This window comes from Qipengyuania gelatinilytica, assembly GCF_019711315.1.
Taxonomy (GTDB): Bacteria; Pseudomonadota; Alphaproteobacteria; order Sphingomonadales; family Sphingomonadaceae; genus Qipengyuania; species Qipengyuania gelatinilytica.
Genome location: NZ_CP081294.1, coordinates 1,396,335 through 1,422,123, shown reverse-complemented (window position 1 = coordinate 1,422,123; position 25,789 = coordinate 1,396,335). Strand labels below are relative to the sequence as shown.

At 63.9% G+C, this 25,789-nt stretch carries 24 protein-coding genes; 18 read left to right on the top strand and 6 right to left on the bottom strand.

Annotation, left to right across the window (positions count from 1 at the left end; translation table 11 throughout):
* Window positions 1-163: 163 nt before the first annotated feature.
* A complete protein-coding gene (locus K3136_RS07115; RefSeq protein WP_221432256.1) occupies window positions 164-829 on the bottom strand; it encodes a YggS family pyridoxal phosphate-dependent enzyme in 666 nt (221 codons plus the stop codon).
* Between the two features lie 59 nt (window positions 830-888).
* Here K3136_RS07115 and K3136_RS07110 point away from each other — a divergent pair, with 59 nt between their 5' ends.
* The 5 genes from K3136_RS07110 to K3136_RS07090 all read left to right on the top strand — a co-directional run bounded on the left by K3136_RS07110 (window position 889) and on the right by K3136_RS07090 (window position 8,424).
* Entirely contained in the window at window positions 889-1,380 is a 492-nt protein-coding gene (locus K3136_RS07110; protein ID WP_247711302.1) for a thiamine phosphate synthase, read from the top strand.
* Window positions 1,381-1,437: 57 nt separating this feature from the next.
* Window positions 1,438-3,780, top strand: a complete 2,343-nt coding sequence (locus K3136_RS07105) for an FtsK/SpoIIIE family DNA translocase (protein WP_221429656.1) — start codon at window positions 1,438-1,440, stop codon at window positions 3,778-3,780.
* Window positions 3,781-3,789: 9 nt separating this feature from the next.
* A complete protein-coding gene (locus tag K3136_RS07100; RefSeq protein WP_221429655.1) occupies window positions 3,790-5,337 on the top strand; it encodes a DUF389 domain-containing protein in 1,548 nt (515 codons plus the stop codon).
* Between the two features lie 125 nt (window positions 5,338-5,462).
* Window positions 5,463-6,581 carry an alanine dehydrogenase gene (gene ald / locus K3136_RS07095; RefSeq protein WP_221432153.1) on the top strand — a complete coding sequence of 373 codons (1,119 nt, stop codon included), beginning with the start codon at window positions 5,463-5,465 and terminating at the stop codon, window positions 6,579-6,581.
* 61 nt (window positions 6,582-6,642) lie between these two features.
* Window positions 6,643-8,424, top strand: a complete 1,782-nt coding sequence (locus K3136_RS07090; RefSeq protein WP_221432152.1) for a sensor domain-containing diguanylate cyclase — start codon at window positions 6,643-6,645, stop codon at window positions 8,422-8,424.
* Between the two features lies 1 nt (window position 8,425).
* Here the strand turns inward: K3136_RS07090 and K3136_RS07085 are convergent, their stop codons facing one another.
* From K3136_RS07085 to K3136_RS07075, 3 genes are read right to left on the bottom strand one after another with little or no spacing between them, the layout of a single operon-like run.
* Window positions 8,426-8,815, bottom strand: a complete 390-nt coding sequence (locus K3136_RS07085) for an acyl-CoA thioesterase (protein ID WP_221432151.1) — start codon at window positions 8,813-8,815, stop codon at window positions 8,426-8,428.
* Window positions 8,812-9,090 (bottom strand): hypothetical protein, encoded by a 279-nt coding sequence (locus tag K3136_RS07080; protein ID WP_221432150.1) that lies wholly within the window; start codon window positions 9,088-9,090, stop codon window positions 8,812-8,814. The genes K3136_RS07085 and K3136_RS07080 overlap by 4 nt, the downstream gene beginning before the upstream one ends.
* 14 nt (window positions 9,091-9,104) lie before the next feature.
* The gene (locus tag K3136_RS07075) at window positions 9,105-11,165 is read right to left on the bottom strand and encodes a S9 family peptidase (protein ID WP_247711472.1); all 2,061 of its coding nucleotides are present in this window, start codon (window positions 11,163-11,165) and stop codon (window positions 9,105-9,107) included.
* A gap of 235 nt (window positions 11,166-11,400) precedes the next feature.
* Between K3136_RS07075 and K3136_RS07070 the strand changes: the two genes are divergently transcribed.
* The 5 genes from K3136_RS07070 to K3136_RS07050 all read left to right on the top strand — a co-directional run bounded on the left by K3136_RS07070 (window position 11,401) and on the right by K3136_RS07050 (window position 16,753).
* Window positions 11,401-13,206: an aminopeptidase P family protein gene (locus K3136_RS07070; RefSeq protein ID WP_221432149.1), complete on the top strand. Its 1,806-nt coding sequence runs from the start codon at window positions 11,401-11,403 to the stop codon at window positions 13,204-13,206.
* A 75-nt stretch (window positions 13,207-13,281) separates the two neighbouring features.
* Window positions 13,282-13,677 (top strand): VOC family protein, encoded by a 396-nt coding sequence (locus K3136_RS07065; RefSeq protein ID WP_221432148.1) that lies wholly within the window; start codon window positions 13,282-13,284, stop codon window positions 13,675-13,677.
* Between the two features lie 188 nt (window positions 13,678-13,865).
* Window positions 13,866-14,555, top strand: coding sequence for an EF-hand domain-containing protein (locus K3136_RS07060; RefSeq protein WP_221432147.1), 690 nt, complete (start codon window positions 13,866-13,868; stop codon window positions 14,553-14,555).
* A gap of 48 nt (window positions 14,556-14,603) precedes the next feature.
* Window positions 14,604-15,329: a response regulator gene (locus tag K3136_RS07055; RefSeq protein WP_221432146.1), complete on the top strand. Its 726-nt coding sequence runs from the start codon at window positions 14,604-14,606 to the stop codon at window positions 15,327-15,329.
* Complete coding sequence (locus tag K3136_RS07050; protein WP_221432145.1) at window positions 15,326-16,753, top strand: sensor histidine kinase; 1,428 nt, start codon at window positions 15,326-15,328, stop codon at window positions 16,751-16,753. The genes K3136_RS07055 and K3136_RS07050 overlap by 4 nt, the downstream gene beginning before the upstream one ends.
* Here K3136_RS07050 and K3136_RS07045 read toward each other — a convergent pair.
* Entirely contained in the window at window positions 16,750-18,288 is a 1,539-nt protein-coding gene (locus K3136_RS07045; protein WP_221432144.1) for a helicase HerA-like domain-containing protein, read from the bottom strand. The genes K3136_RS07050 and K3136_RS07045 overlap by 4 nt on opposite strands.
* Before the next feature lie 122 nt (window positions 18,289-18,410).
* On the opposite strand from K3136_RS07045, the gene pabB reads away from it, so the two are divergent.
* From pabB to K3136_RS07005, 8 genes are all read left to right on the top strand, one after another.
* Complete coding sequence (gene pabB, locus K3136_RS07040; protein WP_221432143.1) at window positions 18,411-20,225, top strand: aminodeoxychorismate synthase component I; 1,815 nt, start codon at window positions 18,411-18,413, stop codon at window positions 20,223-20,225.
* Complete coding sequence (locus K3136_RS07035) at window positions 20,222-20,878, top strand: RluA family pseudouridine synthase (protein ID WP_221432142.1); 657 nt, start codon at window positions 20,222-20,224, stop codon at window positions 20,876-20,878. Before pabB ends, K3136_RS07035 begins: the two co-directional genes overlap by 4 nt.
* A complete protein-coding gene (gene arfB / locus K3136_RS07030) occupies window positions 20,871-21,275 on the top strand; it encodes an alternative ribosome rescue aminoacyl-tRNA hydrolase ArfB (protein WP_221432141.1) in 405 nt (134 codons plus the stop codon). Before K3136_RS07035 ends, arfB begins: the two co-directional genes overlap by 8 nt.
* A 146-nt stretch (window positions 21,276-21,421) precedes the next feature.
* On the top strand, window positions 21,422-21,589 hold the full coding sequence (gene rpmG / locus K3136_RS07025; RefSeq protein WP_090476625.1) for a 50S ribosomal protein L33: 168 nt from the start codon (window positions 21,422-21,424) through the stop codon (window positions 21,587-21,589).
* Between the two features lie 88 nt (window positions 21,590-21,677).
* On the top strand, window positions 21,678-22,340 hold the full coding sequence (locus K3136_RS07020; RefSeq protein ID WP_221432140.1) for a LolA family protein: 663 nt from the start codon (window positions 21,678-21,680) through the stop codon (window positions 22,338-22,340).
* Between the two features lie 260 nt (window positions 22,341-22,600).
* Window positions 22,601-23,392: an exodeoxyribonuclease III gene (gene xth / locus K3136_RS07015; protein WP_221432139.1), complete on the top strand. Its 792-nt coding sequence runs from the start codon at window positions 22,601-22,603 to the stop codon at window positions 23,390-23,392.
* Window positions 23,393-23,427: 35 nt separating this feature from the next.
* The gene (gene ribA, locus K3136_RS07010) at window positions 23,428-24,450 is read left to right on the top strand and encodes a GTP cyclohydrolase II (protein ID WP_247711471.1); all 1,023 of its coding nucleotides are present in this window, start codon (window positions 23,428-23,430) and stop codon (window positions 24,448-24,450) included.
* The gene (locus tag K3136_RS07005; RefSeq protein WP_221432138.1) at window positions 24,447-24,947 is read left to right on the top strand and encodes a GNAT family N-acetyltransferase; all 501 of its coding nucleotides are present in this window, start codon (window positions 24,447-24,449) and stop codon (window positions 24,945-24,947) included. Before ribA ends, K3136_RS07005 begins: the two co-directional genes overlap by 4 nt.
* On the opposite strand, the gene asd is transcribed toward K3136_RS07005, so the two are convergent.
* The gene (gene asd, locus K3136_RS07000) at window positions 24,926-25,786 is read right to left on the bottom strand and encodes an archaetidylserine decarboxylase (RefSeq protein ID WP_221432137.1); all 861 of its coding nucleotides are present in this window, start codon (window positions 25,784-25,786) and stop codon (window positions 24,926-24,928) included. The two genes, K3136_RS07005 and asd, sit on opposite strands and share 22 nt — an antisense overlap.
* Window positions 25,787-25,789 lie beyond the last annotated feature (3 nt).

Below are 25,789 nucleotides of genomic sequence, written 5' to 3'. Positions count from 1 at the left end.
GGACGCAGCATCTGAGAAATGGGAAAGGGGCGCTTTCGGGCGCCCCTTTTTCTTTGCGCTACCGCTTCGCTGCTTGAGCGTGTCTTGTCCGCGCTACCGCTTCGCTGCTTGAGCGTGTCTTGTCCGCGCTACCGCTTCGCTGCTTGAGCGCGGGGCTGGCGGTTCAGGAAGGGCGTTCGCCAAACAGCGCGGTGCCGACACGCACATGCGTCGCGCCGAGCATGATGGCCGTTTCGTAGTCGCCGCTCATGCCCATGCTGCGCCCTTCGAGCCCGTGATCGCGTGCGAGCTTGTCGAGGAAAGCGAAGAACGGTGCGGGCTCGATCTCGGCTGGCGGCAGGCACATGAGGCCCGCCAGCGGGATCTCGGCGTCGCGGGCCTCCTTGATCAGGGCGGACAGTTCGCCAACCGGGCAGCCGCCCTTCTGCGGCTCGTCGCCAACATCGACCTGCACGAAGCAGGGCACCTGCCTGCCGGTCTTGTCGAAGGCCTTTGCCAGCGCCTTCACGAGGCTTGGCCGGTCGAGCGAATGGATCACGTCGAACAGCGCGGCGGCATCCTCGGCCTTGTTCGACTGCAGCTGTCCGACGAGATGCAGCTGCACACCGGGATGCGCCTCGCGCAGTGCGGGCCACTTTTCCTGTGCTTCCTGGACGCGGTTCTCGCCGAAATGACGATGACCTTCGAGCAGGAGCGGTTTGATCGCCGCGGCTTCGTGGCGCTTGCTGACCGCGACGAGAGTGACCTCGCCGGGATCGCGCCGGGCGCGTTTGCAAACCAGCGCGATATTGCTGCGAACCTGTGCGAGAGGAGTGTCTGCCTTTTCCATCTTGGGCGCGCTATAGCCGAGATGTGACGACACGCCAGTCCCTCCCCCTGCTTTGGTTCTTGAGCGATGCGCGCAATGATACAGGGCTCGCAGAAACCCTGCGCGCCCTGCCGCGCGGCTCGGGTTTCGTGTTCCGTCATTATCACCTTGAGCCGGCGCAGCGGCGCGCGCGTTTCGACGAACTGGCAGGAATCGCACGATCCTGCGGCCACAAGGTCATCCTGTCGGGCGAGGAGGATTGGGGTGCGGACGGCAGCTATGGACCGCCCGAGCGATCGGGCAAGGGCCTGAAGCTTGTCACTGCCCATGACAGCGCCGAGATCGAAAAGGCCGTGGCCGCGCAAGCTGACGGTATCTTCCTCTCGCCGGTCTTCCCGACTGCCTCGCACCCGGGGGCGGCAACGCTCGGTGTGCACGGATTTCACGAGTTGGCGCGGCAGTCGCCAGTGCCTGTCATCGCATTGGGCGGCATGAATGCGCAGCGGGCTCTCGAACTCGACTGGCCGCGCTGGGGCGCTATCGACGGACTCGGCTCGACGAACATGCCTTGACCTCGGACTCTCCGAGGATTCATACTGCGCGCTCTCGACGGATTAGGGGAAATACGAATGGCAACGCGCGCAGGCGCCAAACCCGATTGGCGGGCGGCTTTCCGCCGGTCTTTGCGGCGCGCCACGCATATGGCGGGCAGCGGGATACTTTTCGCGCTGCTGCTGTTCCTCGCGCTCGCGCTGGTCAGCTACACTCAGACCGACCCCAGCCCGTCGACCGCGGCCGACGGCTCGCAGATCGGCAACTGGATGGGGCTGAGCGGCGCATGGGCTTCCGAGCGGGCCTATTTCGTCTTCGGCCTGCCCGCGCTGCTGCTTCTGCCCCTGCTCTGGATTTCGGCGCGCCGGTTGTGGACCGGGGTCGAGGATCCCGAAGAGGAGGAAACGCCGGGCAAGTGGTGGAGCCCCTTCGCCCTGCTCATGCTGGCCATGCTGCTGCTGGGCACGGTGATATCGCTCCTGTTCGAAGACAGTCCGGGGCCATTCCCGGCGGGCGCTGGCGGGCTGGCCGGCCTGCTCGGTGCGGGCGGCATCGATGCCGTCGCGACACGTTTTGGCGGCGAATTCTCAGGTTGGATCATCGGAGGGCTGGGGCTCCTGGCCCTGGGCGGCGGATTGGCGCTGGTGACCAAGGTCTTCGCGATCGACTGGGCGCAGTTTTTCACCTTGCCGGAAAAGCTTCGGCGCAGGCCCGACACCTCGGATATCGATCTTCCGCTCGCGCCGAAAAGGCAGAAGCGCGCCAAGCGGGCCGCGATCGCCGAAGACGACGAGGCGGACGAGGATGCAACGGTGCGCGAACCGCGCCGCGCGCCCGAGATTGCCGATCCGGTTTCCGCTCCCGCACAGTCGCGTCCGGCCAAGGCAAAGCAGCGCGACATGTTCGCCAGCTACCAGTTGCCGAGCCACGAACTGCTGACCGACCAGCCCGAAACCAATGCGCCCAAGCTCGACAAGATCGCGCTCGAGAGGAATGCGCGCCTGCTCGAAAACGTGCTCGACGATTTCAACGTGAAGGGCGAGATTACCGCAGTACGCGCCGGTCCGGTCGTTACCATGTACGAGCTGGAGCCCGCCCCCGGGATCAAGGCTAGCCGCGTCGTCGGTCTTGCCGAAGACATCGCCCGCAACATGAGCGCGATCAGCGCGCGCGTCTCGCCGATTCCCGGAAAGACCGTGATCGGTATCGAACTGCCCAATGCCGACCGACAGATGGTCAGCTACAAGGAACTCGCGACTTCGGCCGCCTTCGTCGATCATCGCGGCAGCCTGCCGATGATCCTCGGCAAGGACATCGCAGGCGAGCCGATCATCGCCGATCTTGCCGCCATGCCCCACCTGCTGGTCGCGGGTACCACGGGTTCGGGTAAGTCGGTCGGCCTCAACGCGATCCTGCTATCGCTGCTCTACCGCTTCACGCCCGACGAGTGCCGCCTGATCCTGATCGATCCCAAGGTGCTCGAGCTCAAGACCTACGACGATATCCCGCATCTCCTTTCGCCGGTGGTCACCGAACCGGCCAAGTCGGTCCGCGCATTGAAGTGGGCGGTCGAGGAGATGGAGAAGCGCTACCGCATGATGAGCAGCGTGAATTCGCGCAATATCGCGGGCTTCAACGAGAAGGTCCGCAAGGCCGCGGAAAAGGGCAAGCCGCTCGGCCGCCGCGTCCAGACGGGCTTCGATCCCGAAACCGGCGAGGAGCTGTATGAAGAAGAGCAGCTCGATTACGAACCGCTGCCGCTGATCGTCCTGATCGTCGACGAGCTGGCCGACCTTATGGTCACCGTCGGCAAGGAAATCGAAGTGCTGATCCAGCGGCTGTCGCAGAAATCGCGTGCCGCCGGCATCCACCTCATCATGGCGACGCAGCGCCCCTCGGTCGACGTCATCACCGGCGTCATCAAGGCGAACCTGCCGACCCGCATCAGCTTCAAGGTGACGAGCCGTATCGACAGCCGCACGATCCTTGGCGAGCAGGGCGCCGAACAGCTGCTGGGCAAGGGCGACATGCTCTACAAGCCGAATACCGGCGCGATGGTGCGCGTCCATGGACCCTTCGTCGGCGACGACGAAGTCGAACGCGTGGCCGATCACTGGCGCGCGCAGGGCAAGCCCGATTATGTCGACGCCGTGACCGAAGAGCCCGAGGACGGCGGCTTCAATTTCGAGGACGAGTTCACCGCTTCGGACAATCCCGAAGAACGGAAATATCGCCAGGCCTGCCAGATCGTGATCGAGAACCAGAAGGCCTCCGGAAGCTGGCTCCAGCGCCAGATGGGCGTGGGCTACAACACCGCGGCCAAATGGATCGAGCGCATGGAAAGCGAAGGTCTCGTGGGGCCTGCCAACCACGTCGGTCGCCGCGAGATTTTCCGCGACCAGGATGGAAATCCCATTTAAAGAGCACCGATGAACGCATCTGCCGCAACCGAAACTGATACCAACGAAAAGGCCGAAAGCACCCCGCGCTGGGTCTATTCGCCGCTTGGCAGGTCGATCGCGCCGCTGCGCCGCTATTGGCGCGAGAAGGTCGTCAGCGATGTCGATCACAAAGCCGTGGTCGCCAAGATCGCACTCGAGTGCCCGGCAACACCGCGTTACATCCTGATGATCATGATGTCGGCAGGCATCGCGATCCTCGGCCTGCTGCTCTCATCGCCCGCAGTCGTTATCGGGGCCATGCTGCTTTCGCCGCTGATGAGCCCGATTCTCGGGGTCGGTTTCGCCCTTGCGACCGGCAAGCAGAAGTGGCTGCGCATCTCTGCCCGCTCGCTGGCGCTGGGCAGTATTGCCGCGGTCCTGTTCGCCGCACTGATCGTTCTTGTCTCGCCGCTCCAGACCGTGACCGAAGAAATCGCGGCCCGCACGCGTCCCAACCTCTTCGACCTGCTCGTCGCACTGTTTTCCTCGATAGCCGGCTCCTACGCGATGATCCGCGGGCGCGAGGGAAGCATCGTGGGTGTGGCGATCGCGACCGCCTTGATGCCGCCGCTCGCGGTGGTCGGTTTCGGTCTTGCGACCTTCAACTGGACGGTCTTCTTCGGCGCTCTCGGCCTCTTCTTCACCAACTTCCTGACGATCGCGCTCACCGCCACGCTCATGGCCCGTCTCTACGGGTTCCGCACCACGCTCTCCACCCGGCAGGGCTGGTTCCAGAATGTCGGGATCTTCTTCATTTTCGTGGCCCTGGCGATACCGCTCGGCCTCTCGCTGCGTCAGATCGCATGGGAAGCAAACGCACAGCGTATCGTGAAGAACACGATCGAGGCGGAGTTCGGGGATCGTTCGCGCATCAGCGAACAGTCCATCGACTGGGGCAGCAAACCGCTGAGCATCACGGCGACCGTGCTCACCCCCGAATTCGATGCCGATGCCAATGAAGACATCACCCGCGCACTGCGCAGGCGGTTGGGCGACGATGTGTCAGTCAGCATCGAGCAGTTCCGCGTAGGTGCCGACCCGGGTGCCGCCGAGCAGGCCGAACTCGCGCGCGCGCGGGCTGCGGAACAGGCCGCTGCTACAGAGCGACAGATTGCCGGCATGGTCGACAGGATGGCCATGGCAGCGGGCGTATCGCGGGACGACGTCATGCTCGACCGCGAAACGCGCAGGATCGCGGCGACCGCGAAGCCCCTGCCGCAGCTCAGCCTGCAGGGATACCGCGAGCTCGAGAGCCGCGTGACACGCTCGGTTCCCGGCTGGACTGCCAGTCTCAGGCCGCCTCTGCTGCAACTCCCGCGGATCTCGATGGAGGACGGCAAGCCGAGCGAGGCGGGGCAGGCAAGTCTCGAACTTGCTATCTGGGCCGCCGAGCGTACGGGCGTGCCCGTCATGGTCCTCGGCAATGCGCAAGATGCGACCACCATCGCGAACCTGCTGTCGGACGCCGGCATCGATTCGAGCGTAACGGAGACTGCGGGCAGCGATACGATCGAGCTGTCCTGGATCACCATCTAGCCCAGGCGCGCTGCCAGGAACCTCGCTTCTGCTTGCTGTGATTTCGTGCCCTCGCGGGGGACGACAAGCCTTGCCCGCCGATGGTTACAGATGTAACGGCATCGCCGACATCAAGGAGTCCCCCAATGCGCATCGGTTGCCCCAAGGAAATCAAGAACCACGAATATCGCGTCGGCCTCACGCCGGAGAGCGCGAAGGAACTGATCGTCCAGGGTAACGAGGTCTGGATCGAGACGCAGGCAGGCTGCGGCATCGATGCGACCGATGAACAATATGTCGCTGCAGGCGCGAAGATCGTCGACACTCCGGACGAGATCTTCGCCGAATGCGAAATGGTCGTGAAGGTAAAGGAACCGCAGGCGGTCGAGCGTTCCAAACTGCGCGAAGGCCAGATCCTTTACACCTACCTCCACCTCGCGCCCGATGCGCCGCAGACCAAGGACCTCGTCGATAGCGGCGTGACCGCGATCGCCTATGAAACCGTCACGGGTCCGCGCGGCCAGCTGCCGCTGCTGAAGCCGATGAGCCAGGTCGCCGGCCGCATGAGCGTGCAGGCAGGTGCGACTGCGCTGGAAAAGGCTCATGGTGGCCGCGGCGTCCTTCTCGGCGGTGTCCCGGGCGTCATGCCGGGCAAGGTCGTGGTCATCGGCGGCGGTGTGGTCGGTTTCAACGCCGCGCAGATGGCTGCCGGCCTCGGCGCGGATGTCACCATCCTCGACCGCGATCCCGAAGTTCTGGAAAAGGTCGGCACGCATTTCGAAACGCGCGCCAGCACCCGCTTCTCCAACGCCGCAAACCTCTACGACGCAGTGTGCGGTGCGGACCTCGTGATCGGCGCCGTGCTGATCCCGGGTGCAGCCGCTCCCAAGCTGGTCACCCGCGACATGCTCAAGGATATGCAGAAGGGCGCAGTGCTCGTCGACGTGGCGATCGACCAGGGCGGTTGTTTCGAGACTTCCAAGCCCACGACCCATGCCGATCCGACCTATATCGTCGACGATATCGTGCACTATTGCGTCGCCAACATGCCCGGCGCGGTGGCGCGTACCAGCACCTATGCGCTGAACAATGTTACCCTGCCGCATGCGCTGCGTATCGCGCGGATGGGCTGGAAGGACGCTCTTGCCGCCGATCCGCACCTTGCCGAAGGCCTTAATGTCCACAAGGGCGAGGTGACCTACAAGGCCGTGGCTGACGAACTTGGCTACGCCTACCGACCTGTCGCCGACGTCCTCAAGGGATAAAGTTAACGCGCAGGCGGTTTTTGATAACCTGCTCTTAATTCATACCGCGTATGGCGCAGCGATGGGAGTGAATCTCGCCATGGCTGCGCCGCGCTTCTTGCGGCTGATATTGCTCGCTTTTCTGGCGATGCTTTGCGCCATTGCGCCTGCTGCTTATGCGCAGGAAGCCGCCCAGGCAGCGAAATTTGCGCCCGGATCCATCTGCCACACTTCGGACAAGGCCGGGACGACATACGACAGCCTGCTGGCGGACGGCTCGCGCTGGACCTGCGAGGGGGCCGAATTCGACTGGGAAGCCGAACGCCATTTCATCCGCCACGACCTGACCAAGCCCGCAGCCGGTGCGCAGCCTCCGCGCTTCGCCGAGTTCGACCGCAACGAATACGAGAAGCTGACCGTCATCGCCATCGAGGCTGACGGCACGCAGAGCTCGGTCAGCTACGGTTTTGCCGACACCCAGCTGGGTTCCTCCAGCCTGAAATCGATTGTGGAGTTTCCGCAGTCCGCAACGCCGCCGGTGGCCATTGTCATGGTGGTCGACAAGTCGTGGTGGCCCGAAACTCTGGTTGCGGCGGAACTCGTCGCGGAGCCTTCGGTCAAGGCAAAGGCAGGCTACATCCACCTGCTGGCCGCCCTCTTGTGCGGACTGTTCCTTGCGCCGATCATCTTCGATCTCGGTTACTTCAGGGCCCTTCGCCAGTCGTTTCCGCTGTTCCACGCGGCTTTCTGCCTGATGGCGGCAATCCAGACCGCTGCCGTGTCGGGCCTGCTTCCGCTGATCATGCCGATTTCCTATTCGGCCGAACTCATCGTCACCTATTTCACGCTCGACCTGATGATCCTGGCGACGATCCTGTTCGCCTACAAGTTCATCGAGCAGGAATTCATGACCCGCCGCCACAAGGTCATCATGCTGTGTGCTGCGGCAGGTGTGCTCGTCAATGGCGCCGTCCTGACCTTCTTCCCGGAGCCCTTCGGCCTGTGGATCGACCGGATTTACTTCGGGGCGCTGTGCACATTGCTGGCGGGATATTTCTATGTCCTGTTCTCGGCTCGCGCAGCCGGCAGCCGGATGGCTCCCTACCTCATCCTCGGCTTTGCGCCCCTGACCGCGATCGTCATCTTCCAGGCGTTGACAGTCTTCTTCGTCGATCCGGTCAACATCACCGAGGTCACCTTCGACGAGACCTGGGCGCAGAACCTGGCCCTGTTGTTCGAGGTCGTGGCGACTGCGCTGGCGGTGGCTGACCGGTTCATCTCCATCCGCCGCGAACGCGATCGCGCACTCGACGCCGCGCGTGCGATGGAGGCGCTGACCGAGCATGACGACCTGACCGGCCTGCTGAACCGCCGCGCACTGCAGTCGCGGTTCGACGCCTTGGTAGAGGACGGCTTTACGGTCATGGCGATCATCGACATCGACCGGTTCAAGGCGATCAACGACATACACGGGCACCCGGTCGGCGATGCCGTGCTGCGCTATACCGGCGACACGCTGAGGGGCGGGGCCGACCGCAACCTCGTGGCTTTCCGCATCGGTGGCGAGGAATTCCTGCTGATGCTGCGCGGAAAGGATGCAGCCAAGCGGGCGGAGGCGCGTCGCCGCGCAATCAGCTCGCGTACGCTGGCCGAGATCGAAGGCCTCGACAGCCCGGTCACCGCGAGCATGGGCCTGCTCGATTTCGAATTGCTTGCCGAGCAGCAGGACGTCGACTTCGGGGCGCTTTATTCGCGTGCCGACCAGCTGCTGTATGAAGCGAAGTGTGCGGGCCGGAACAGGACTTGCTCGGATACAGTCGAGATGTTCGAGGCCGAGGCGGCCGCAGGGCGCTCGGCAGCCTGACCTAGCGGAAGGGTGCGAGAACTTCGGGCCGCACCCTGACCAGTCGCTGGCTCTCGCGATCAAGCATGGCCCAGGTCGTGGCCGCAGAAACGATCACCTTGCCCGCCTGATTGCGAAAATCGACGCGGCGGATCGAGGTCGCCCCGCGCGGGTCGCCCTCGATCCAGGTCTCGCCCGTCACGCTCTCGCCCTCGGACACATTGCCCCGGTAATCGATTTCGTGGCGGGTCACGACCCAGAAGAACTGTTCGGCATCTTCGGGTCGCGCAGTGTCCGACCAGTGCGCCGTAGCCAGGTCCTGGATCCAGCGGACCCAGACCGTGTTGTTGACGTGCCCCAGCTCGTCGATGTGCTCTGGAAGCGCGGTGAAGGTTTGGCGGAAATGTTTCATGCCCATACCTCGCTGGCGTAGGATATTCCGAAGAACAGAATGCTGATTGCGAATGGAGAGAGGGCGAGGATGTATCGCTTGCTCTTCCCGTCACTGTCGAAGGCCGATCGCCGAATAACAGCAAGTGCAATGAGCATGCAAAGCGATAGGAGGAGGACAGCCGCCCCTCCATAGATGAGCAAGGCGACGGCTGCCCAGTTCTCTGGCCCCTCCCAAGCAAGCGTGGAATAGGAGAGAAACGCGACGATGATCAGGCAAGCGAACTCGATGCCCAACAGCGCGCGCAAAATCACTCCGTCAAGCCCATCTGCCACAGGATGAAGGCGTATTCCTCCGCGACCTCGTAGATCGAGGCGAAGCGGCCCGACTTGCCGCCGTGGCCTGCGCCCATATTGGTCTTCAGCAGCAGCTCGTTCTCATCGGTCTTGTATTCGCGCAGCTTGGCGACCCACTTCATAGGCTCCCAATAGGTCACGCGCGGATCGTTGAGGCCGGCGGTCACCAGAAGCGGCGGATAGTCCTGCGCCACGACCTGGTCGTAGGGCGAATAGGACAGGATATAGGCGAAGGCCTGCTTGCTCTCGATCGGGTTGCCCCATTCGGGCCATTCGCCCGGGGTGAGCGGCAAATCCTTGTCGAGCATCGTGTTGAGCACGTCGACAAAAGGCACATGCGCCACCACCGCGCCCCAGAGTTCGGGATTGGTGTTGAGCACGACGCCCATGAGCTCGCCGCCGGCCGAACCGCCGCTCGCGCTGATCTTGCCCTGCTGCGTGTAACCCTTGGCGATCAGCCCCTTCGCCACATCGACGAAATCGTTGAAGGTGTTGGTGCGCTCGTTGAGCTTGCCTTGCAGGTACCAGTTGCGGCCCAGATCGTCGCCGCCGCGGATATGCGCGATGGCAAAGGCGAAACCGCGATCGACGAGGCTGAGGCGCGTGGTGGAGAAGTTGGGCGGATAGGCGAAGCCGTATGCGCCATAGGCATAGAGATGCAGCGGGCCGCCAGCCTCGCGGTCCTTGCGGCTGACGATCGAGACGGGGACCATGGTCCCGTCGCGTGCGGCGATCTCGATACGTTCGACCTGGTAGAGGTTCGCGTCATAGCCGCTCGGGATTTCCTGCTGCTTGAGCAGTTCCAGTTCGCCATTTCCGACATGGTAGTCATAGACCGAATCCGGCGTAACCATGCTTTCATAGGCAAGCCGCAGCTTCTGCGTGTCGTATTCCGGATTATTCGAAAGGCCGGTCGAGAAGCTCGCTTCGGTGAAGGCGATCGGCTTCACGAGGTTCGGATCGGCATAACTGCGCAGCTGGATCTGGTCGAGACCGCGCAGGCGGCCTTCGGTGACGTAGAAATCCTTGAACAGCTCGAAATCGGAGAGGTAGAATTCGTCCGATCCGGCGATCAGCGTGGTCCACTCGCCGGGATTGTCGAGGCTCGCCGTGGCGAGGCGGAAATTCACGTGATCGTCGTTGGTATGGATGTAGAGCGTGCCGTCACGAACATCGACATCGTATTCGCGGCCGGTCTTCCGGGCTGCGACGAGGATCTGTTCGCCGGTCGGATTGTCGGCGCGTACCATGCGCACTTCGCTGGTCTCGCTGTCGCCGACCGCGATGATCAGCCAGTCTTCCTGAGCCGAAAGGCCTGCGCCGACGCGGAAACCGTCATTCTCGGTCTCGCGGTAAAGCTCGACATCTTCGGAAATCGGTGTGCCGAGAACATGCAGCGTCGCATCGTGGACGCGCCACTGTTCGTTGGCGAGACCGTAGACGATCGCCTTGTCGTCCATCACCCAGGTGAGGCCGGTCAGCGTGCCGGGAATTTCGTCGGGCAGCAGCTCGCCGGTCTCGAGGTCCTTGATCCGCGCGGTGAAGCGTTCCGAACCGTTGGTGTCGCTCGAATAGGCGAGATAGCGGCCATTCTTCGACACGGAGAAGGCGCCGAGGCGGAAATACTCATGCCCTTCGGCCAACGCGTTCTCGTCGAGGATTAGCTGCGCTTCGCCGCCGGCCACCGGCTTGCGGTAATATTTGCGGTACTCGGCGCCTTCCTCGAATTCCGACCAGTAGATCCAGTCGCCATCCTTCTGCGGAACGGAGGAATCGTCTTCCTTCACGCGCGCCTTCATTTCTTCGTAGAGTTCGTCGACCAGCGCCTTTTGCGGAGCCATGCGTGCTTCGAACCATTCGTTCTCGGCCTTCAGGTGATCGAGCACATCCTTGTCGTCGACGGTCGGATAGCTCTGGTCTTTCATCCAGTTATAGGGATCGGAAATGGTGATCCCGTGCTGGGTGTAGGAATAGTCGCGCTTCTCGGCAGTCGGCGGCGAGGTCGGTTCAGTCACGGATGTCCCTTCGGCAGTTTGGGCAGCGATAGGTGCGGCAAAAGCCACCAGGCAGGCAGATAGGCACGCAGCCAGTCGGTTGAAAGTCACGAGCGATCCCTTTCGGTGCGGCACAAAGGTGGAAAGAACAGCCGCAGTTCCCTATTGAAGGATGGTGATTATGCGCGGCAAAGCGCCGCGGCAAGCGCTGCTTCGCCAAAAGGCAGAGCGGCACCGATGAAAGGATATTTCGCCCATGCTTATGCAAACCCATGAAGCCCGTCTCGACGCGCTGCGCACCGAACTGGACAAGCGCGGCCTCGACGGGTTCGTCATCCCGATCTCCGACGAACACATGAGCGAATATGTCGGCTCCTACGCCCAGCGCCTCCACTGGCTGACCGGCTTCGGGGGCAGCGCGGGCAGCGCGGCGGTGCTCAAGGACAAGGCCGCCATGTTCACCGACGGCCGCTACACCGTGCAGGTGCGCGAGCAGGTCGACTCCAAGCTCTACGACTACGAAGACGTGCCGGCGACTTCGCCCGCCAAATGGCTGGCCGAGAATGCGCACAAGGGCGCCAAGATCGGTTACGACGCGTGGCTCCACGGGGTCGAATGGGCAGAGGACGCGCAAAAGTTCTTTGCCAAGAAGGGCATCGAGCTGGTCCCGGTCGATGGCAATCCGATCGATGCCGTCTGGGCCGACCGGCCGCAGCCCTCGCGTGCGGCGGCAGTCCCGCATGACGACAAGTTCACTGGCCGTTCGAGCGCGGACAAGCGTGCCGAGATCGCCGACTGGCTCAAGCAGGAAGGCTATGACGCCACAGTCATCACCGCACTCGATTCGGTTGCATGGGTGCTGAACATGCGCGGCGAAGACGTCGACAATACGCCGGTCGCGCTCTCCTATGTGCTCGCCCATGCCGACGGCACGGCAGAGCTGTTCATCGCGCCCGAAAAGGTGACGCCCGAACTGACCAAGCATCTCGGCAATGCGGTTCGCATCCGTGATCGCGCGGATTTCCAGCCCGCGCTGGCGGACCTCAGCGGCAAGACCGTGGCGGTCGATCCCAAGCATGCCGTGGCGGGCATCTTCCATGCGCTGGAGGAAGGCGGCGCGACCGTGGTGCGCGATGCCGATCCGGCAGTCCTGCCCAAGGCGATCAAGAACCCCGCCGAGCAGCAGGGGCACCGCGATGCGCAGGCTCGAGACGGTGCTGCTGTCGTGAAGTACCTTCGCTGGATCGAGGAAAACGCTCCTTCGGGCGAAGTGGACGAGCTGACGGCAGCCGCCAAGCTGCGCGAATTCCGCGGCCTTAGCCCGGACATGAAGGACACCAGCTTCGACACCATCAGCGCCGCCGCCGGCCATGCCGCGCTGCCGCATTACAAGGTGGATGAAGACAGCAATATCCCGATCCCGCCCTCCAGCATCTACCTGTGCGATTCGGGCGGCCAGTATCTCGACGGCACCACGGACATCACGCGCACCGTCTGGGTCGGCCCGGGCGAGCCGACGGCCGAAATGGTCGACCGCAACACGCGCGTGCTGAAGGGCCATATCGAGCTCGACCTCGCGCGTTTCCCAGACAAGACCAGCGGCGGCGCCCTCGACGCGCTGGCTCGCATGCATCTGTGGCAGGCGGGCGTCGATTACGGCCACGGCACCGGCCATGGCGTCGGCAGCTATCTCTCTGTCCACGAGGGCCCGCAGCGTATCTCGAAGCCCGGCGGCGCTTTCCCCGGCACCGAGACCCCGCTTCAGGAAGGCATGATCCTCTCGAACGAGCCGGGTTATTACAAGCCGGGCGAATACGGCATCCGGATCGAGAACCTCGTGCTGGTCGTCGATGCGCAGATCGAAGGCAGCGAGGGCAAGTACCTCACCTTCGAAACGCTCACCCACGTGCCGCTCGACCGCAAGCTGGTCGACAAGAACCTGCTTACCGAACGCGAGATCGCATGGTGGAACGAGTACCACGCGAAGACCCGCGCGATCCTCGCCCCGCAGCTCGAGGGCGAGGACCTCGTCTGGCTCGAGCGTGAGTGCGCTCCCCTCTGAGGCGGGTTGTAGGATTACGCATGTTCACGTAATGTTCCATCGGTCGCGAGTCGTTTTGGATAAGGAGTCACGCGGATGATTGGATATGTTACGGTCGGTACGAACGACCTTGAGCGGGCGGCAAAGTTCTACGATGCCATCGCCGCCGAAATGGGCGTCGGGCGCATGATGGAGTTTGAAACCTTCATCGCCTGGGGCGAAATGGGCGGCGCGCCCGGCATCGCGGCGACCAAACCCTTCAACGGGGAAGAAGCAAGCGTCGGCAATGGCACGATGGTGGCTATCGAGGTGAAGAACCGCGAGCAGGTCCACAAGCTGCATGAAATCGCACTGGCCCACGGCGGCACCGACGAGGGCGAGCCGGGGCCGCGCGGCGAACCGGACGAGAACGGCATGCTCTTCTACGCCTCCTATTTCCGCGATCCGGACGGAAACAAGCTCAACGCCTTCCTGATGGACAAGGTCGCCTGACGGCAAGGCTGACTTTTCGCCAGCATGAACAGGCACTTCGTCCTGCGACAAAGCGTTACAAAACACCCGTTTCACGGCATATTGCTGCGACATTGGGTGCCTAGAAAGGGCACACGAGCTGCGGCGCCTTCCTCCCCTCCCTCGCAAGTCCCCCGGCGCTGCAGCTCCCCCATTCCAGGAGCTTGAAAATGAAAAAGACGACCCTTTCCCTGACCGCCGCCGCGCTCGCACTGACCGGCACTGCGGCACTCGCCCATGGCCACATGGGCAAGATGAAAATCGATGCCGATGGTGACGGCCTCGTCACGCGCACCGAAATGACCGCACATGCCGACCAGATGTTCGCCCGGATGGATGCGAACAGCGACGGCGTTATCAATGCCGAGGACCGTGCGGCCCGCCGCCAGGCGCATTTCGCCAAGGCCGATACGAACGGTGATGGCGAGCTGTCGCAGGCCGAAATGCAGGCCATGCATGCAGAACGCATGGAAAAGCGCGACCAGCGCCGGGCGCAGCGCGGCGAACGCCGTGAAGAGCGCATGGCAGAGCGCTTCGAGCGTCTCGACACCGACAATTCGGGCGGTCTTTCGCAGGCCGAGATGAAGGCCGGTCATGAGGCGCGCGGCGAGCGTCGTGGTGGTGAGCGCAAGGCCCGTGGCGGCAAGCGCGGTCATCGCGGCGGCATGCACATGCTGCGCCTCGCCGATGCCAATGGCGACAAGACGATCACCCGCGCCGAATTCGATGCAGCGATCGCCGACCAGTTCGCCAAGACCGACACCGATGGCGATGGCCAGGTGACGACTGCCGAAATGCAGGCCCGTCACAAGGCGATGCGCCAAGCCGTTCGCGGCGAACGCAAGGCCGGCGGCCAGTAAGCCGCTTGCGCGCCACGCAAACCAGGAGGTAGGCGCGAAGAGGACCATATGACCGATACAGCGCCTACCTCACTCCTGCTTGTCGATGACGAGCGCACCTTGCGCGAACCCCTGGCGGAATATCTTTCCGGCCAGGGGTTTGCCGTGCGCGAGGCGGAAAGCGCGGCGCAGGCCCGCAGCCTGCTCGAAACCGAGATGCCCGATCTCGTCCTGCTCGACATCATGATGCCGGGCGAGGACGGGCTTTCGCTCTGCCGCCACCTCGTCGAAAGCCGCCAGCTTCCGGTGATCCTGCTCACCGCGAAGGGCGAGGCGATGGACCGCATCGTCGGGCTGGAAATCGGTGCCGACGACTATGTCACCAAGCCGTTCGAGCCGCGCGAACTGGTCGCGCGTATCCGTTCGGTCCTGCGCCGGACAGACCGTTCGGGCCCGGCTCCTGCCGAAGACCTTGTCTATCGGTTCGAAGGCTGGACGCTCGACCCGCTGAAGCGTCGCCTCACCGATCCAGAAGGCACGCTGGTGCCGATCTCCACGGCAGAATTCCGCATGCTACGCGCCTTCTGCGATCATCCCCGGCAGGTGCTCGACCGCGACCAGCTGCTCGACATGGTGCAGGGACGCGAGGCGCATCTGTTCGACCGCGCGGTCGACAACCAGATCAGTCGCCTGCGCCGCAAGATCGAGGCCGACACCCGCAATCCGCAATTCATCCAGACCGTACGCGGCGGCGGCTATCGCCTCGCCGCCGACGTCACGCGGGTGCCCGCATGAAGCGTTTCCTGCCGAAAAGCCTGCTCGGACAGCTCACGTTCGCCCTCGGGCTGACGCTCTTTATCGTGCAGGGCGTGAACGGCTTTCTCGCTTACAGCATCGAGAAGGACCGCGTCGAAACGGCGCTCGTGAACACGCTCAGCCTGCGCCTCGTCGCAGCTTCGCGCTTCGCCGACGATCCGCTGGTCGTAAACATCGACCCGCGCCCCACCGCGCGCGATGCGGAAGGGCGCCGTCCGCCGCGCCGGCCCGGCCCGAACCGCCGCCGCTTCGCCAATACCGATTTCCGGCAGTCGGACACCTTCGACATACTCCCTGTGGACGAGCGCCGTCCCGAACTGGAAGAGCGCCTGGCGGAGAACCTGCGCGACAACGGCCGCACTTTCTCCGACATCAGGGTGGTCGAACGACCGGTCAGCGCCGATCCGGTCTCGCAGCGCTTCCTGCTCAGGTTCGCCATGCGTCGCGGCCTGTCCGAGCGCGATGTACCCAAAACGGTCGCGATTGCGGGCATTTCCGAGGGCGAGGGCTGGGAAATCGTGCGCGCGCCGGTCCGCGATACGCACCAGCACTTCGGACCGGTGTACCCGCTGTTGCGGGCTGCGGCACTCACGCTGCTCCTCTCCTTCATCCTGTGGCTGGTCCTGCGCCGCCTGACGGGACCGCTGGCCCAGCTCACCCGCCAGACCGAAAGGTTCGCCGCATCGCCCGGCCAGTACGAACCGATCCAACCGCGCGGCCCGGAGGACGTGCAACGGCTGATCACCGCGCATAACGCCATGGAAGCGCGCATCGGTGCCATGCTGGAAGAGAAGGACGTCATGCTCGGCGCGATCGGGCACGATCTCAAGACGCCGCTAGCCGCGCTGCGCGTACGGGTCGAGGGTGTCGAGGACGAGGTCGCGCGGGCCCGCATGGTCGACAGCATCGAGGATATCACTCTCACGCTCGATGAAATCCTCGCGCTTGCGCGGGTGGGCAAGTCGAACGAATTGCCCGAGCGCACCGATCTTGCCGCGCTGGCCGCATCGGTGGCCGAGGAGTTCGAGGATACGGGCGAGAAAGTCACGCTCGATGCGTCCCGCGTGGTCGCCCCCGTGCACCTCACCTGGCTCAAGCGCGGCCTCAGGAACCTCGTATCGAATGCGCTGCGCTATGGCGGCAATGCCAGCGTATGGATCGGGAAGGAGGGCGATGAAGCCATCCTGCGGGTCGAAGATAGCGGCCCCGGCATTCCTGAAGACCGCATCGCCGAAATGCTTCAGCCCTTCACGCGCGGAGAGGCAAGCCGCAACCGCTCAACCGGGGGCGCGGGCCTCGGCCTGACGTTGGCACGTGCCGTGGCCGAACAGCATGGCGGGACGCTGGCCCTCTCCAACCGCCCTGAAGGCGGCCTGCGGGCCGAGTTCCGCCTCCCGCTCTAGCGCATCAACCCGCCGACGATATTGCGCACGAAGGCATTGAGGCCCGTGCGGACCGGATCGGCGCGCGATTTCTTGCCGAGCACCGTCGCGACCGCGATCGAGGTCATCGACCCCGCAGCCGCCTTGGCCGCAGCCTTGCCTGCCTTGCCGATGTCCATGCCCCAGAGACTGGTCGATTTTCGCTCACGCTTGGCCACTTCCTCGCGGCCCTTTTCCTCGACCTCCTTCGCGGTCTCGGCAGCATCGGCGGCCTTGGCGGCGAGCACTTCCTCGGCGCTCTCGCGGTCGACGGCCTCGTTATACTTCCCGTCGAGATCGGAGACCGAGTTGATGATCTTGCGTTCTTTCTCGGTCACCGGTCCGAGGCGCGAGTGCGGCGGCTTGATGAGCGTGCGCTGCACCACGGTGGGCGCGCCGTCCTCGTCGAGCGTGGAGACCAGCGCTTCGCCGACTTTCAATTCGGTGATCGCTTCCTCGACATCGAGCTCGGGATTGATGCGAAATGTCTCGGCCGCTGCCTTGATCGCCCGCTGGTCGCGCGGGGTGAAGGCGCGCAGGGCGTGCTGGACGCGGTTGCCCAGCTGGCCGGCGATCTTTTCGGGAATGTCGATCGGGTTCTGGGTGACGAAATAGACGCCGACGCCCTTGGAACGGATCAGGCGCACGACCTGTTCGACCTTGTCCTCCAGCGCTTCGGGCGCATCGTCGAAGAGGAGGTGTGCCTCGTCGAAAAAGAACACCAGCTTCGGTTTTTCGGGATCGCCGACTTCGGGAAGGGTCTCGAACAGTTCGGCGAGCAGCCAGAGCAGGAAGGTCGCGTAGAGCTTGGGACTGCGCATCAGCTTGTCGGCGGCGAGCACGTTGATGATGCCGCGACCCTGTTCATCGACGCTAAGGAAATCGTCGATCTCCAGCGCAGGTTCGCCGAAGAACTGGTCGGCGCCCTGGCTTTCGAAGCTCAGCAGCTGGCGCTGGATCGCGCCGACACTGGCCTTGGAAACATTCCCGTAAACACCGGACAAATCCTTGGAATTCTCGTAGGCGAAGGTCAGCATCGCCTGAAGGTCGCCGAGATCGAGTAGCAGGAGGTTGTTCTCGTCCGCATAGCGGAAGATGATGTTGAGCACGCCTTCCTGCGTTTCGTTGAGGTCGAGCAGCCGGGCAAGCAGCAACGGCCCCATTTCCGAGATCGTGGTGCGGATCGGAAAGCCCTTTTCGCCGTAGAGATCCCAGAAAACCGCGGCGTTATCGGCATAGGCATAGTCGTCCATGCCCAGTTCCTTCGCGCGGCCTTCCAGCTTGTCCGCATGCTTGAATTGCGGCGATCCGGCCATCGAAATACCGGCAAGGTCGCCCTTCACGTCGGCCACGAAAACGGGAACGCCATTGGCCGAGAAACTTTCTGCAAGTCCTTGCAGCGTTACCGTCTTGCCGGTGCCCGTTGCACCCGCGATCAGCCCGTGGCGGTTTGCCTGCTCCAGAAGCAGGTGCTGCTTCTCGCCATCGGCTCCAAGACCGAGGAAAAGAGTGCTCATTTGTGCCCGTCCCTTGTTTCGTATTCTGTTCGAAAAACCGGCCTTCGGTTTGAGGCAGCAGGCGCCCTTGCGTCAAGCAATCCCTCGACTTGCGCGGCCAAGGCGCTAAAGGCTTGATGTCTATGGCGGTCCGGACCCCATTCGTATTGCTCGATGATGCGCGCGAAAGCGGCGCTGCCGATGCCTTGCTGTTTTCCAACCCCCGCAAGATCTTCGTTGCGCGCCGCGCGGACGAGGTCGAGGCCGTGCTGCGGGACGCCGAAGAAGCGCGCCAGGAGGGCGGGGAACTGGCGGGCTACATTGCTTATGAAGCAGGGCTGGCGCTGGAAGAGAAACTTGCAGGGCTTGCCGATGCGCGAACCGGGGCGATGGGGCCGCTCGTATGGCTCGGCCTGTTCGACGAGCCAGAGCGGATCCCGGCCACAGACATGCCCGACTGGTTGGTGTCCCATGCCGAAGGAGGGGGCGGTGTCGGCCCGCTCGAACCGCAGCTGTCACCGGGCGGTTACGAGGCGGCCTTCGGCCAGCTGCAGGAAGCGATCCGCGCCGGCGATATCTACCAGGCGAACCTGACCTTCCCGCTGGCGGGTAATTTCACCGGCGACCCCCTTGGCCTGTACGCGGCGCTGCGTCCGGCCGCGCAGGCGGGCTATGGCGGGGTGATTTTCGACGGGTCGCACTGGCTGCTCAGCCTGTCGCCCGAACTCTTCGTGTCACTGAAAGGCAGCGAGGCAAAGGCCAAGCCGATGAAGGGCACGCGGCCGCGCTCGGCCGATCCGGCGCAGGATGCGGCGCATGCGGAAGAACTGGCGGGCTCGGTCAAGGACAAGGCCGAAAACCTGATGATCGTCGACCTGATGCGCAACGATCTTGCCCGCGTGGCCGAAGCGGGCAGCGTGCGGGTGGACGAGCCCTTTGCGATCGAGAGCTATCCCACGGTGCACCAGATGGTCAGCGTGGTGCGGGCCCAGTTGCAGGAAGGCAAGGGCGCAATCGACCTGGTGCGCGCGCTCTTCCCCTGCGGCTCGATCACCGGCGCGCCCAAGATCCGCGCGATGGAATTGATCGATGCCATCGAAGCGCACCCCCGCGGTCCCTATTGCGGGGCGATCGGGCGGATCGGGGCAGACGGCGATGCGGCTTTCAACGTGGCGATCCGCACCCTGCGCCTGACCGAGATCGAGAATGCGCGCGGCAAGGCCGTGCTTGGGGTGGGCGGGGCCATCGTCGCCGACAGCGAGCCGCGCACCGAATGGCGCGAGGCGCTGATCAAGGGTGCCTTTGCCCGCGCGTCTTCTCCCGATCACAAGGCGGCGCAGTTCGACCTGATCGAAACCATGCGGTTCTCGCCCGAGGAAGGGTTCGACTTCCTCGAGGAGCACTTGATGCGCATGAAGACCAGCGCGGCCGAGCTCGGATTTTCCTTCGACCGGCACGAAGCGCGCAACCAGCTTCACGCGCTGTGCTTCGTGCTCGAAAAGCCGAGCCGCATCCGCCTGCTCGCGGCGCGCAGCGGGGCGATCGCACTCGACATCCAGGACATGCCCGCAGCTTGGGGCGAACCTGCGGAATGTATCGTGCTGCCCCTGCCCGTCGATCCGGGCGACTGGCGCCTGCGCTACAAGACGACCGATCGCAGTTTCTATGATGACGGCCAGCGGATCGCAAAAGAGATGGGCGCGACAGAAGCGCTGTTCGTGCGCGAGGACGGCTTGCTGACCGAAGGCTGCGTCACCAATATCTTCGTGCGCGATAACGATGGCGTGCTATTGACGCCGCCAGCCGCGCTCGGCCTGCTGCCCGGTGTCTACCGGCAGTCGCTTCTCGACGAAGGGAAGGCGCGCGAGGCCGAACTCACTATTGCCGATCTCGAGGACGGTTTCTTCCTCGCCAATGCGCTGCGCCGGATGGTGCACGCGAAACTGAAGACTGCATGACCGATATTCCGATTATCTTCGAAGACGGCGAAGCGCTCGTCATCGACAAGCCTGCCGGCCTTCCCGTGGACCGCCCGAAACGCGGCGGCCCCTGCCTCGAAGACCATTTCGAGCAGCTCAAGCTGGGCTTCCAGCGGCCGCCTTCGCCGGTGCACCGGCTCGACACCGATACCAGCGGCTGCCTGTTGCTGGCGCGCAATCCCAAGTCGCTGAAGCGCTTCGCCAAGGCGTTCGAGGACCGGCTGGTCGAGAAGCGCTATCTCGGCATCCTGGCCGGCATCCCCGAAGGTGACGAGGGCACGATCGAACTCTCGCTGTCGAAAATCAGCAGCGCCGACAAGGGCTGGCGGATGATCGCGGCTAAGAAGGGCAAGCCTTCGGTCACGCACTGGCGCAAGCTGATGGAACATGACGGCAAGGCCTTGCTCGAATTCCGCCCTGAGACCGGCCGGACGCACCAGATCCGCATTCATTGCCAGGCGGGCCTCGGCCTGCCGCTGCTCGGTGATCTGGTTTATGGCACCGGAAAGGGCGCGCCGCGCACCATGCTGCACGCCGCCGGGCTGGTGGTCCCGCGCGAGAAAAAGCCCGCGATCGAGGCCGCGGCACCGCTGCCGCGCGACTTCGCGGCGCTCGGGTTCACCGATGGGTAGGATTGCCGACCGGGCGCTGGAGATTGCCGAGGAGAAATTCATCGCTTCCTCCGGCCCGGGCGGACAGAACGTCAACAAGGTTGCGACCGCGGTGCAATTGCGGGTCGACGTGTTCCAGCTGGGCATGCCGCCCGATGCCTTCGAGAGATTGAAGGAAATTGCCGGCAGCAAATTCACCAAGGCAGGCGAAATCGTCCTGACCGCGAACGAGTACCGCACGCAGGAACAGAATCGCGAGGCTGCGCGCGAACGGCTGGTCGCCCTGCTGGGTCAGGCGCTCACCCCGCCCAAGAAGCGCAAGAAAAGCCGCGTGAACCGCGTGGGCAAGGTCAAGCGGCTGAAGGCCAAGAAAGTCCGCGGCGAGGTGAAAGCCAATCGCGGCAAGGTCAGTTGGTAGCCTTCCTGCCCTCTGGCGCTTGACTTTTGGCCGGGAATCACACAAAGGGCGCGCCACACGGCGGTGCAGCTCGCGCCGCCCTTATTATTTCGGCCTGATCTCCAGAGTGGGAAGGGCCTCTACCGAAAGATCTTTAGGAACACGCCATGGCGAAGCCCGCAACCGTCAAGATCAAGCTCGTCTCGACCGCCGACACGGGCTTCTACTACGTGACGAAGAAGAATCCGCGTAACCACACCGAAAAGTTCGTCTTCAAGAAGTACGACCCGGTTGTGCGCAAGCACGTGGAATTCAAGGAAGCCAAGATCAAGTGATCTGGCGGGGCGTTGGCCCCATAAGCTGAACGGCGGGAACGCGATTAGTTCAGTGACAGTTCAATGCTCCGACTGTAGATCACGGAGCATGAACACCTTGTCCCTTTTCAAGAACCGACCCATCCTCTCGGCCGTGGCATTCGCCATGGCCGTTGGCGTACCTGCAAGCTTTTACGCCGCGCCCGCGCCGGTGGAGGCTGCCGCAGGCGATCTCGACCGTGCGGTCGATGCACTGCGCGGCATTTCGACCATGAAGGCCGACTTCGTCCAGACCGACCGCAACGGCAATTCGGTGACCGGCGTCATGACGCTCAAGCGCCCCGGCAAGATCCGTTTTGAATATGAAAAGGGTGCCGACCTCCTGGTCGTGTCCAACGGCAAGTCGATGTACATGATCGATTACTCGGTGAACCAGGTCCAGCGCTGGCCGATCAAGAATTCGCCGCTAGGCGCGCTGCTCGATCCGAGCCGCGACGTGAAGAAATACGGCAAGCTCGTTCCGACCAGCCATGACGATGTCGTCAGCATCGAGGTGCGCGACAAGGATCGCCCTGAATTCGGCGTGATCACGCTGATCTTCGCCCGCGACGGATCGGCTCCGGGCGGCCTCCGCCTGACCCACTGGGTGGCGCTCGACTCGCAGAATCACCGCACCACCGTGCGGCTGCGCAACCATCGCTATGGAATGAGCGTGGCTGACAGCGCATTCACCTTCCGCGATCCCCGCAAATCGTCCCGTCGCCCGGGATAAACGTTTCGGCGATGAAACGTTCGAATATTGCGGCTTTCCGCGACCGAATGTTCATTGAGCAGCAAGTCGAGCAGGCGTAGAACGGAACTTACGAAACGGCGGGCGGCAATTTCCCCCCTGTTGATTGCACGGCCCACCAAACCGCTTCGTATCCAAGCGTGACGAACGCTCACAAGGAACCCTCGAGCCAATGCCCCCGGCTCGAGGGTTTTTTGTATGGGGAGGTAGACCCCTCGGCGTGAGCGCCCTATCTCCGCGCCATGGTTTCTGTCGCTACCTGGAATATCAATTCCGTCCGCCTTCGCATGCCCATCGTCGAGCGTTTCCTGAAGGAGACGGCTCCCGACGTGCTGTGCCTCCAGGAGATCAAGTGCCAGGAGCACCAGTTTCCCTATGAAGCGTTCAAGGCGCTCGGCTACGAACATGTCGCCGTCCACGGGCAGAAGGGCTATCACGGCGTCGCCACCGTCAGCCGCGTGCCCTTGCGCGAATTTTCGCGCCACGACTGGCAGGCCAATGGCGAAGCGCGGCATGTCGGTGTCGAATTGCCCGACCATGACGGCATGATCATCGAGAATGTCTACGTGCCTGCGGGCGGTGACGAGCCGGACCGCGAAATCAATGCGAAGTTCGGCCAGAAGCTCGATTTCCTCGAGCGCATGACGCGGTGGGCCGACAAGGTCGACCGCCCGACGCTGATCGTGGGCGATTTCAATATCGCGCCGCTCGAAAGCGACGTCTGGAACCACAAGCAGCTCTTGAAGGTCGTCAGCCACACGCCGATCGAGGTCGAGAGCCTCCAGCGCTTCATGGATGCGCATGGCTGGTCCGATATCGGGCGCGAGCACATCAAGGCGCCCGAGCGCTATTACAGCTGGTGGAGCTACCGCGCGAAGGATTGGAAGGCGAACGACCGTGGCCGCCGGCTCGACCATATGTGGGCGAGCCCCGAGCTGGCCAAGCAGGCAACCGGCCATTCGGTCCACGAATACACCCGCGACTGGGAAAAGCCGTCGGACCACGTTCCGCTGGTGACGGAGTTCTCGCTCTGAGCGAGCAATCGCCTTCGCGCCGCGCGGCACTGGCGGTGGACGCGCTGCGTCACGGCTGGCCGCTGGCGATCGAAGGCGCTCCGCTGCTGCAACCGGTGGAGACCGCCTTTTCCGACGTCTCGGGAGAGGCGATGCTGATCTCGGCAACGCGCGCCGCGACGCTCAAACTGGCCAACCAGCGAGAAGCGGCAGCGCCTCGCCAGCCGGTCCTGCTCCGCGGGGCAGAGACTTTCGACCTGCCCGCTGCGCTCGGCGTTGCCGATCCCGCGCTCGACTTGCAGAACCCGATGAAGGGCCCGTTCAAGGCGCTCACGCTCGACTGGGAAGAACAGGCGCGCACGGCGCTGGAACTGGCGCGGATCGCGGGGATCCTGCCGGCCTTTATCGTCGATCCTCATGGTGCGGGTGAGGCTGCTTCGATCGAGGCAGGCGATCTTGCCGCTTTCACCGACCCGCAGCGCCTGCGTATCGCGACGCGCGCGAAGCTCCCCGTGGCGGCTGCCGAAGGCGCGCATATCGTGGCCTTTCGCAGTCCCGACGATACGCGCGAGCATGTCGCGCTGGTCATTGGCGAGCAGCGCGCGGACAAGGCGCCGCTGGTGCGGCTTCATTCCGAATGCCTGACGGGCGATATCCTCGGCAGCCTCAAATGCGATTGCGGTCCGCAGCTCGACGCTGCGTTGCACGCCATGAGCGACGAGGCGGACAAGGGCGGCTGGGGCGTACTGCTCTACATGCGGCAGGAAGGTCGCGGCATCGGCCTCGTGAACAAGCTGCGGGCCTATCGCCTGCAGGACCAGGGCTTCGATACGGTCGATGCCAATACGCGTCTGGGCCTGCCCGACGAAGCGCGCGATTTTCCCACCGCGGCGCGCATGCTCGAACTGCTCGGCGTGAAGGAGATCCGCCTGATGACGAACAATCCGGCCAAGGTCGAAGCGCTTTCGGCAGAAGGCGTGACCGTCGCCGAACGCGTTCCGCATTCGCTGCCCGACAATCCGCACAATGCCCGCTATCTCGCGACCAAGCGCGACAGGGCGGGGCATATCCTGCCATGAGCGCGCTGACGATCCGTCCCGAAAAGCCCGTCGATCACGCGCAGATCGCGGTCGTCACCAATGCCGCTTTTGCCGAGGTCGAGCATAGCGACGGGAGCGAGGTCCGGATCGTCGACCGCCTCCGCTCTGCCGGAGACCTGACCCTTTCGCTGGTTGCCGAGGATGGTGAACGCATCGTCGGCCACGTCGCGGTTTCGCCGGTCACGATCTCGGATGGCAGCACGGGCTGGTACGGGCTCGGCCCGATCAGCGTGCTGCCCGCATGCCAGCGCGAGGGGGTGGGCCTCAGGCTGATGCAGCGCGCGATTGCCGACATGCGCGAACTGGGCGCGCAAGGCATCGTCCTGCTGGGCGAGCCGGCCTATTATTCGCGCTTCGGCTTCGAACACGACCCACAGCTTGCCTATCCCGGCCCGCCGGCAGAGTATTTCCAGCGGCTGGTGCTCGATGGCGATGCGCCGGGCGGTACGGTCAGCTACGCGCCCGCATTCAGCTGAAGCCGCTTGCCGATCGCCTGTCCCATGCGGACGGCATCGCCCGGTTTCAGGCTCTCGTCCCATTCAACCTTGCCCGGTTCGAACAGCAGGACCGCTGTCGAGCCGAGGATGAAGCGACCCATCTCGTCACCTGCGGCAAAATCGTGCTCGCTGCCTGAAAAATCCTGGCGCACGAGCTTGGGATTGTGCGTTTCGACAAGGCCCGACCAGACGGTCTCGATACCCGCGACGATCATCGCGCCGACCATGACATTGGCGAACGACCCGTCCGGCCCTTCGAACAGGCAGGCGAGGCGCTCGTTCTTGGCGAAGAGCCCGTCGACGTTCTCGGCCGTGACCTGGTTCACCGAGAACAGGTCGCCGGGGACATATGTCGTGCTTTTCAGCGTGCCCGCGGCCGGCATGTGGACACGGTGATAATCGCGCGGGCTCAGGTAAATCGTCGCGAAGCTACCGCCTTCGAAACGCTTGGCCGCCTCCGCGTCACCGCCGAGCAGTTGCGTCGCGGTAAAGTGCCGCCCCTTGGCCTGGAAAATCCGGTCTTCCTCGATCCGCCCTATCTGGCTGACCGCGCCGTCTGCCGGGCTGAGGATATGCGTGGAGGCATCGGCCAGCGGCCGCATGCCGGGCTTGAGTTCGCGTGTGAAGAAGTCGTTGAAGCTCTTGAACTGCTCCACGCTTCGCGCTGCCTCGCTCATGTCGACGTCATAGGCATTGATGAAGCGGCGGATGAGAAGGTTCTTCAGCCACGGCACTTCGCTCGATGCGATGGCACCTGCACCGCGCGATACGGCGTGGTGGGGCAGGACGTGCTGCAACCAGATGAAGGGAGAGGTCATTCG

Coding starts and splice junctions, on each gene's coding strand:
- K3136_RS07115 (WP_221432256.1), bottom strand. CDS start 829: ATGGAAAAGGCAGACACTCCTCTCGCACAGGTTCGCAGCAATATCGCG.
- K3136_RS07105 (WP_221429656.1), top strand. CDS start 1,438: ATGGCAACGCGCGCAGGCGCCAAACCCGATTGGCGGGCGGCTTTCCGC.
- K3136_RS07100 (WP_221429655.1), top strand. CDS start 3,790: ATGAACGCATCTGCCGCAACCGAAACTGATACCAACGAAAAGGCCGAA.
- ald (WP_221432153.1), top strand. CDS start 5,463: ATGCGCATCGGTTGCCCCAAGGAAATCAAGAACCACGAATATCGCGTC.
- K3136_RS07090 (WP_221432152.1), top strand. CDS start 6,643: ATGGGAGTGAATCTCGCCATGGCTGCGCCGCGCTTCTTGCGGCTGATA.
- K3136_RS07085 (WP_221432151.1), bottom strand. CDS start 8,815: ATGAAACATTTCCGCCAAACCTTCACCGCGCTTCCAGAGCACATCGAC.
- K3136_RS07070 (WP_221432149.1), top strand. CDS start 11,401: ATGCTTATGCAAACCCATGAAGCCCGTCTCGACGCGCTGCGCACCGAA.
- K3136_RS07065 (WP_221432148.1), top strand. CDS start 13,282: ATGATTGGATATGTTACGGTCGGTACGAACGACCTTGAGCGGGCGGCA.
- K3136_RS07060 (WP_221432147.1), top strand. CDS start 13,866: ATGAAAAAGACGACCCTTTCCCTGACCGCCGCCGCGCTCGCACTGACC.
- K3136_RS07055 (WP_221432146.1), top strand. CDS start 14,604: ATGACCGATACAGCGCCTACCTCACTCCTGCTTGTCGATGACGAGCGC.
- K3136_RS07050 (WP_221432145.1), top strand. CDS start 15,326: ATGAAGCGTTTCCTGCCGAAAAGCCTGCTCGGACAGCTCACGTTCGCC.
- K3136_RS07045 (WP_221432144.1), bottom strand. CDS start 18,288: ATGAGCACTCTTTTCCTCGGTCTTGGAGCCGATGGCGAGAAGCAGCAC.
- pabB (WP_221432143.1), top strand. CDS start 18,411: ATGGCGGTCCGGACCCCATTCGTATTGCTCGATGATGCGCGCGAAAGC.
- K3136_RS07035 (WP_221432142.1), top strand. CDS start 20,222: ATGACCGATATTCCGATTATCTTCGAAGACGGCGAAGCGCTCGTCATC.
- arfB (WP_221432141.1), top strand. CDS start 20,871: ATGGGTAGGATTGCCGACCGGGCGCTGGAGATTGCCGAGGAGAAATTC.
- rpmG (WP_090476625.1), top strand. CDS start 21,422: ATGGCGAAGCCCGCAACCGTCAAGATCAAGCTCGTCTCGACCGCCGAC.
- K3136_RS07020 (WP_221432140.1), top strand. CDS start 21,678: ATGAACACCTTGTCCCTTTTCAAGAACCGACCCATCCTCTCGGCCGTG.
- xth (WP_221432139.1), top strand. CDS start 22,601: ATGGTTTCTGTCGCTACCTGGAATATCAATTCCGTCCGCCTTCGCATG.
- K3136_RS07005 (WP_221432138.1), top strand. CDS start 24,447: ATGAGCGCGCTGACGATCCGTCCCGAAAAGCCCGTCGATCACGCGCAG.
- asd (WP_221432137.1), bottom strand. CDS start 25,786: ATGACCTCTCCCTTCATCTGGTTGCAGCACGTCCTGCCCCACCACGCC.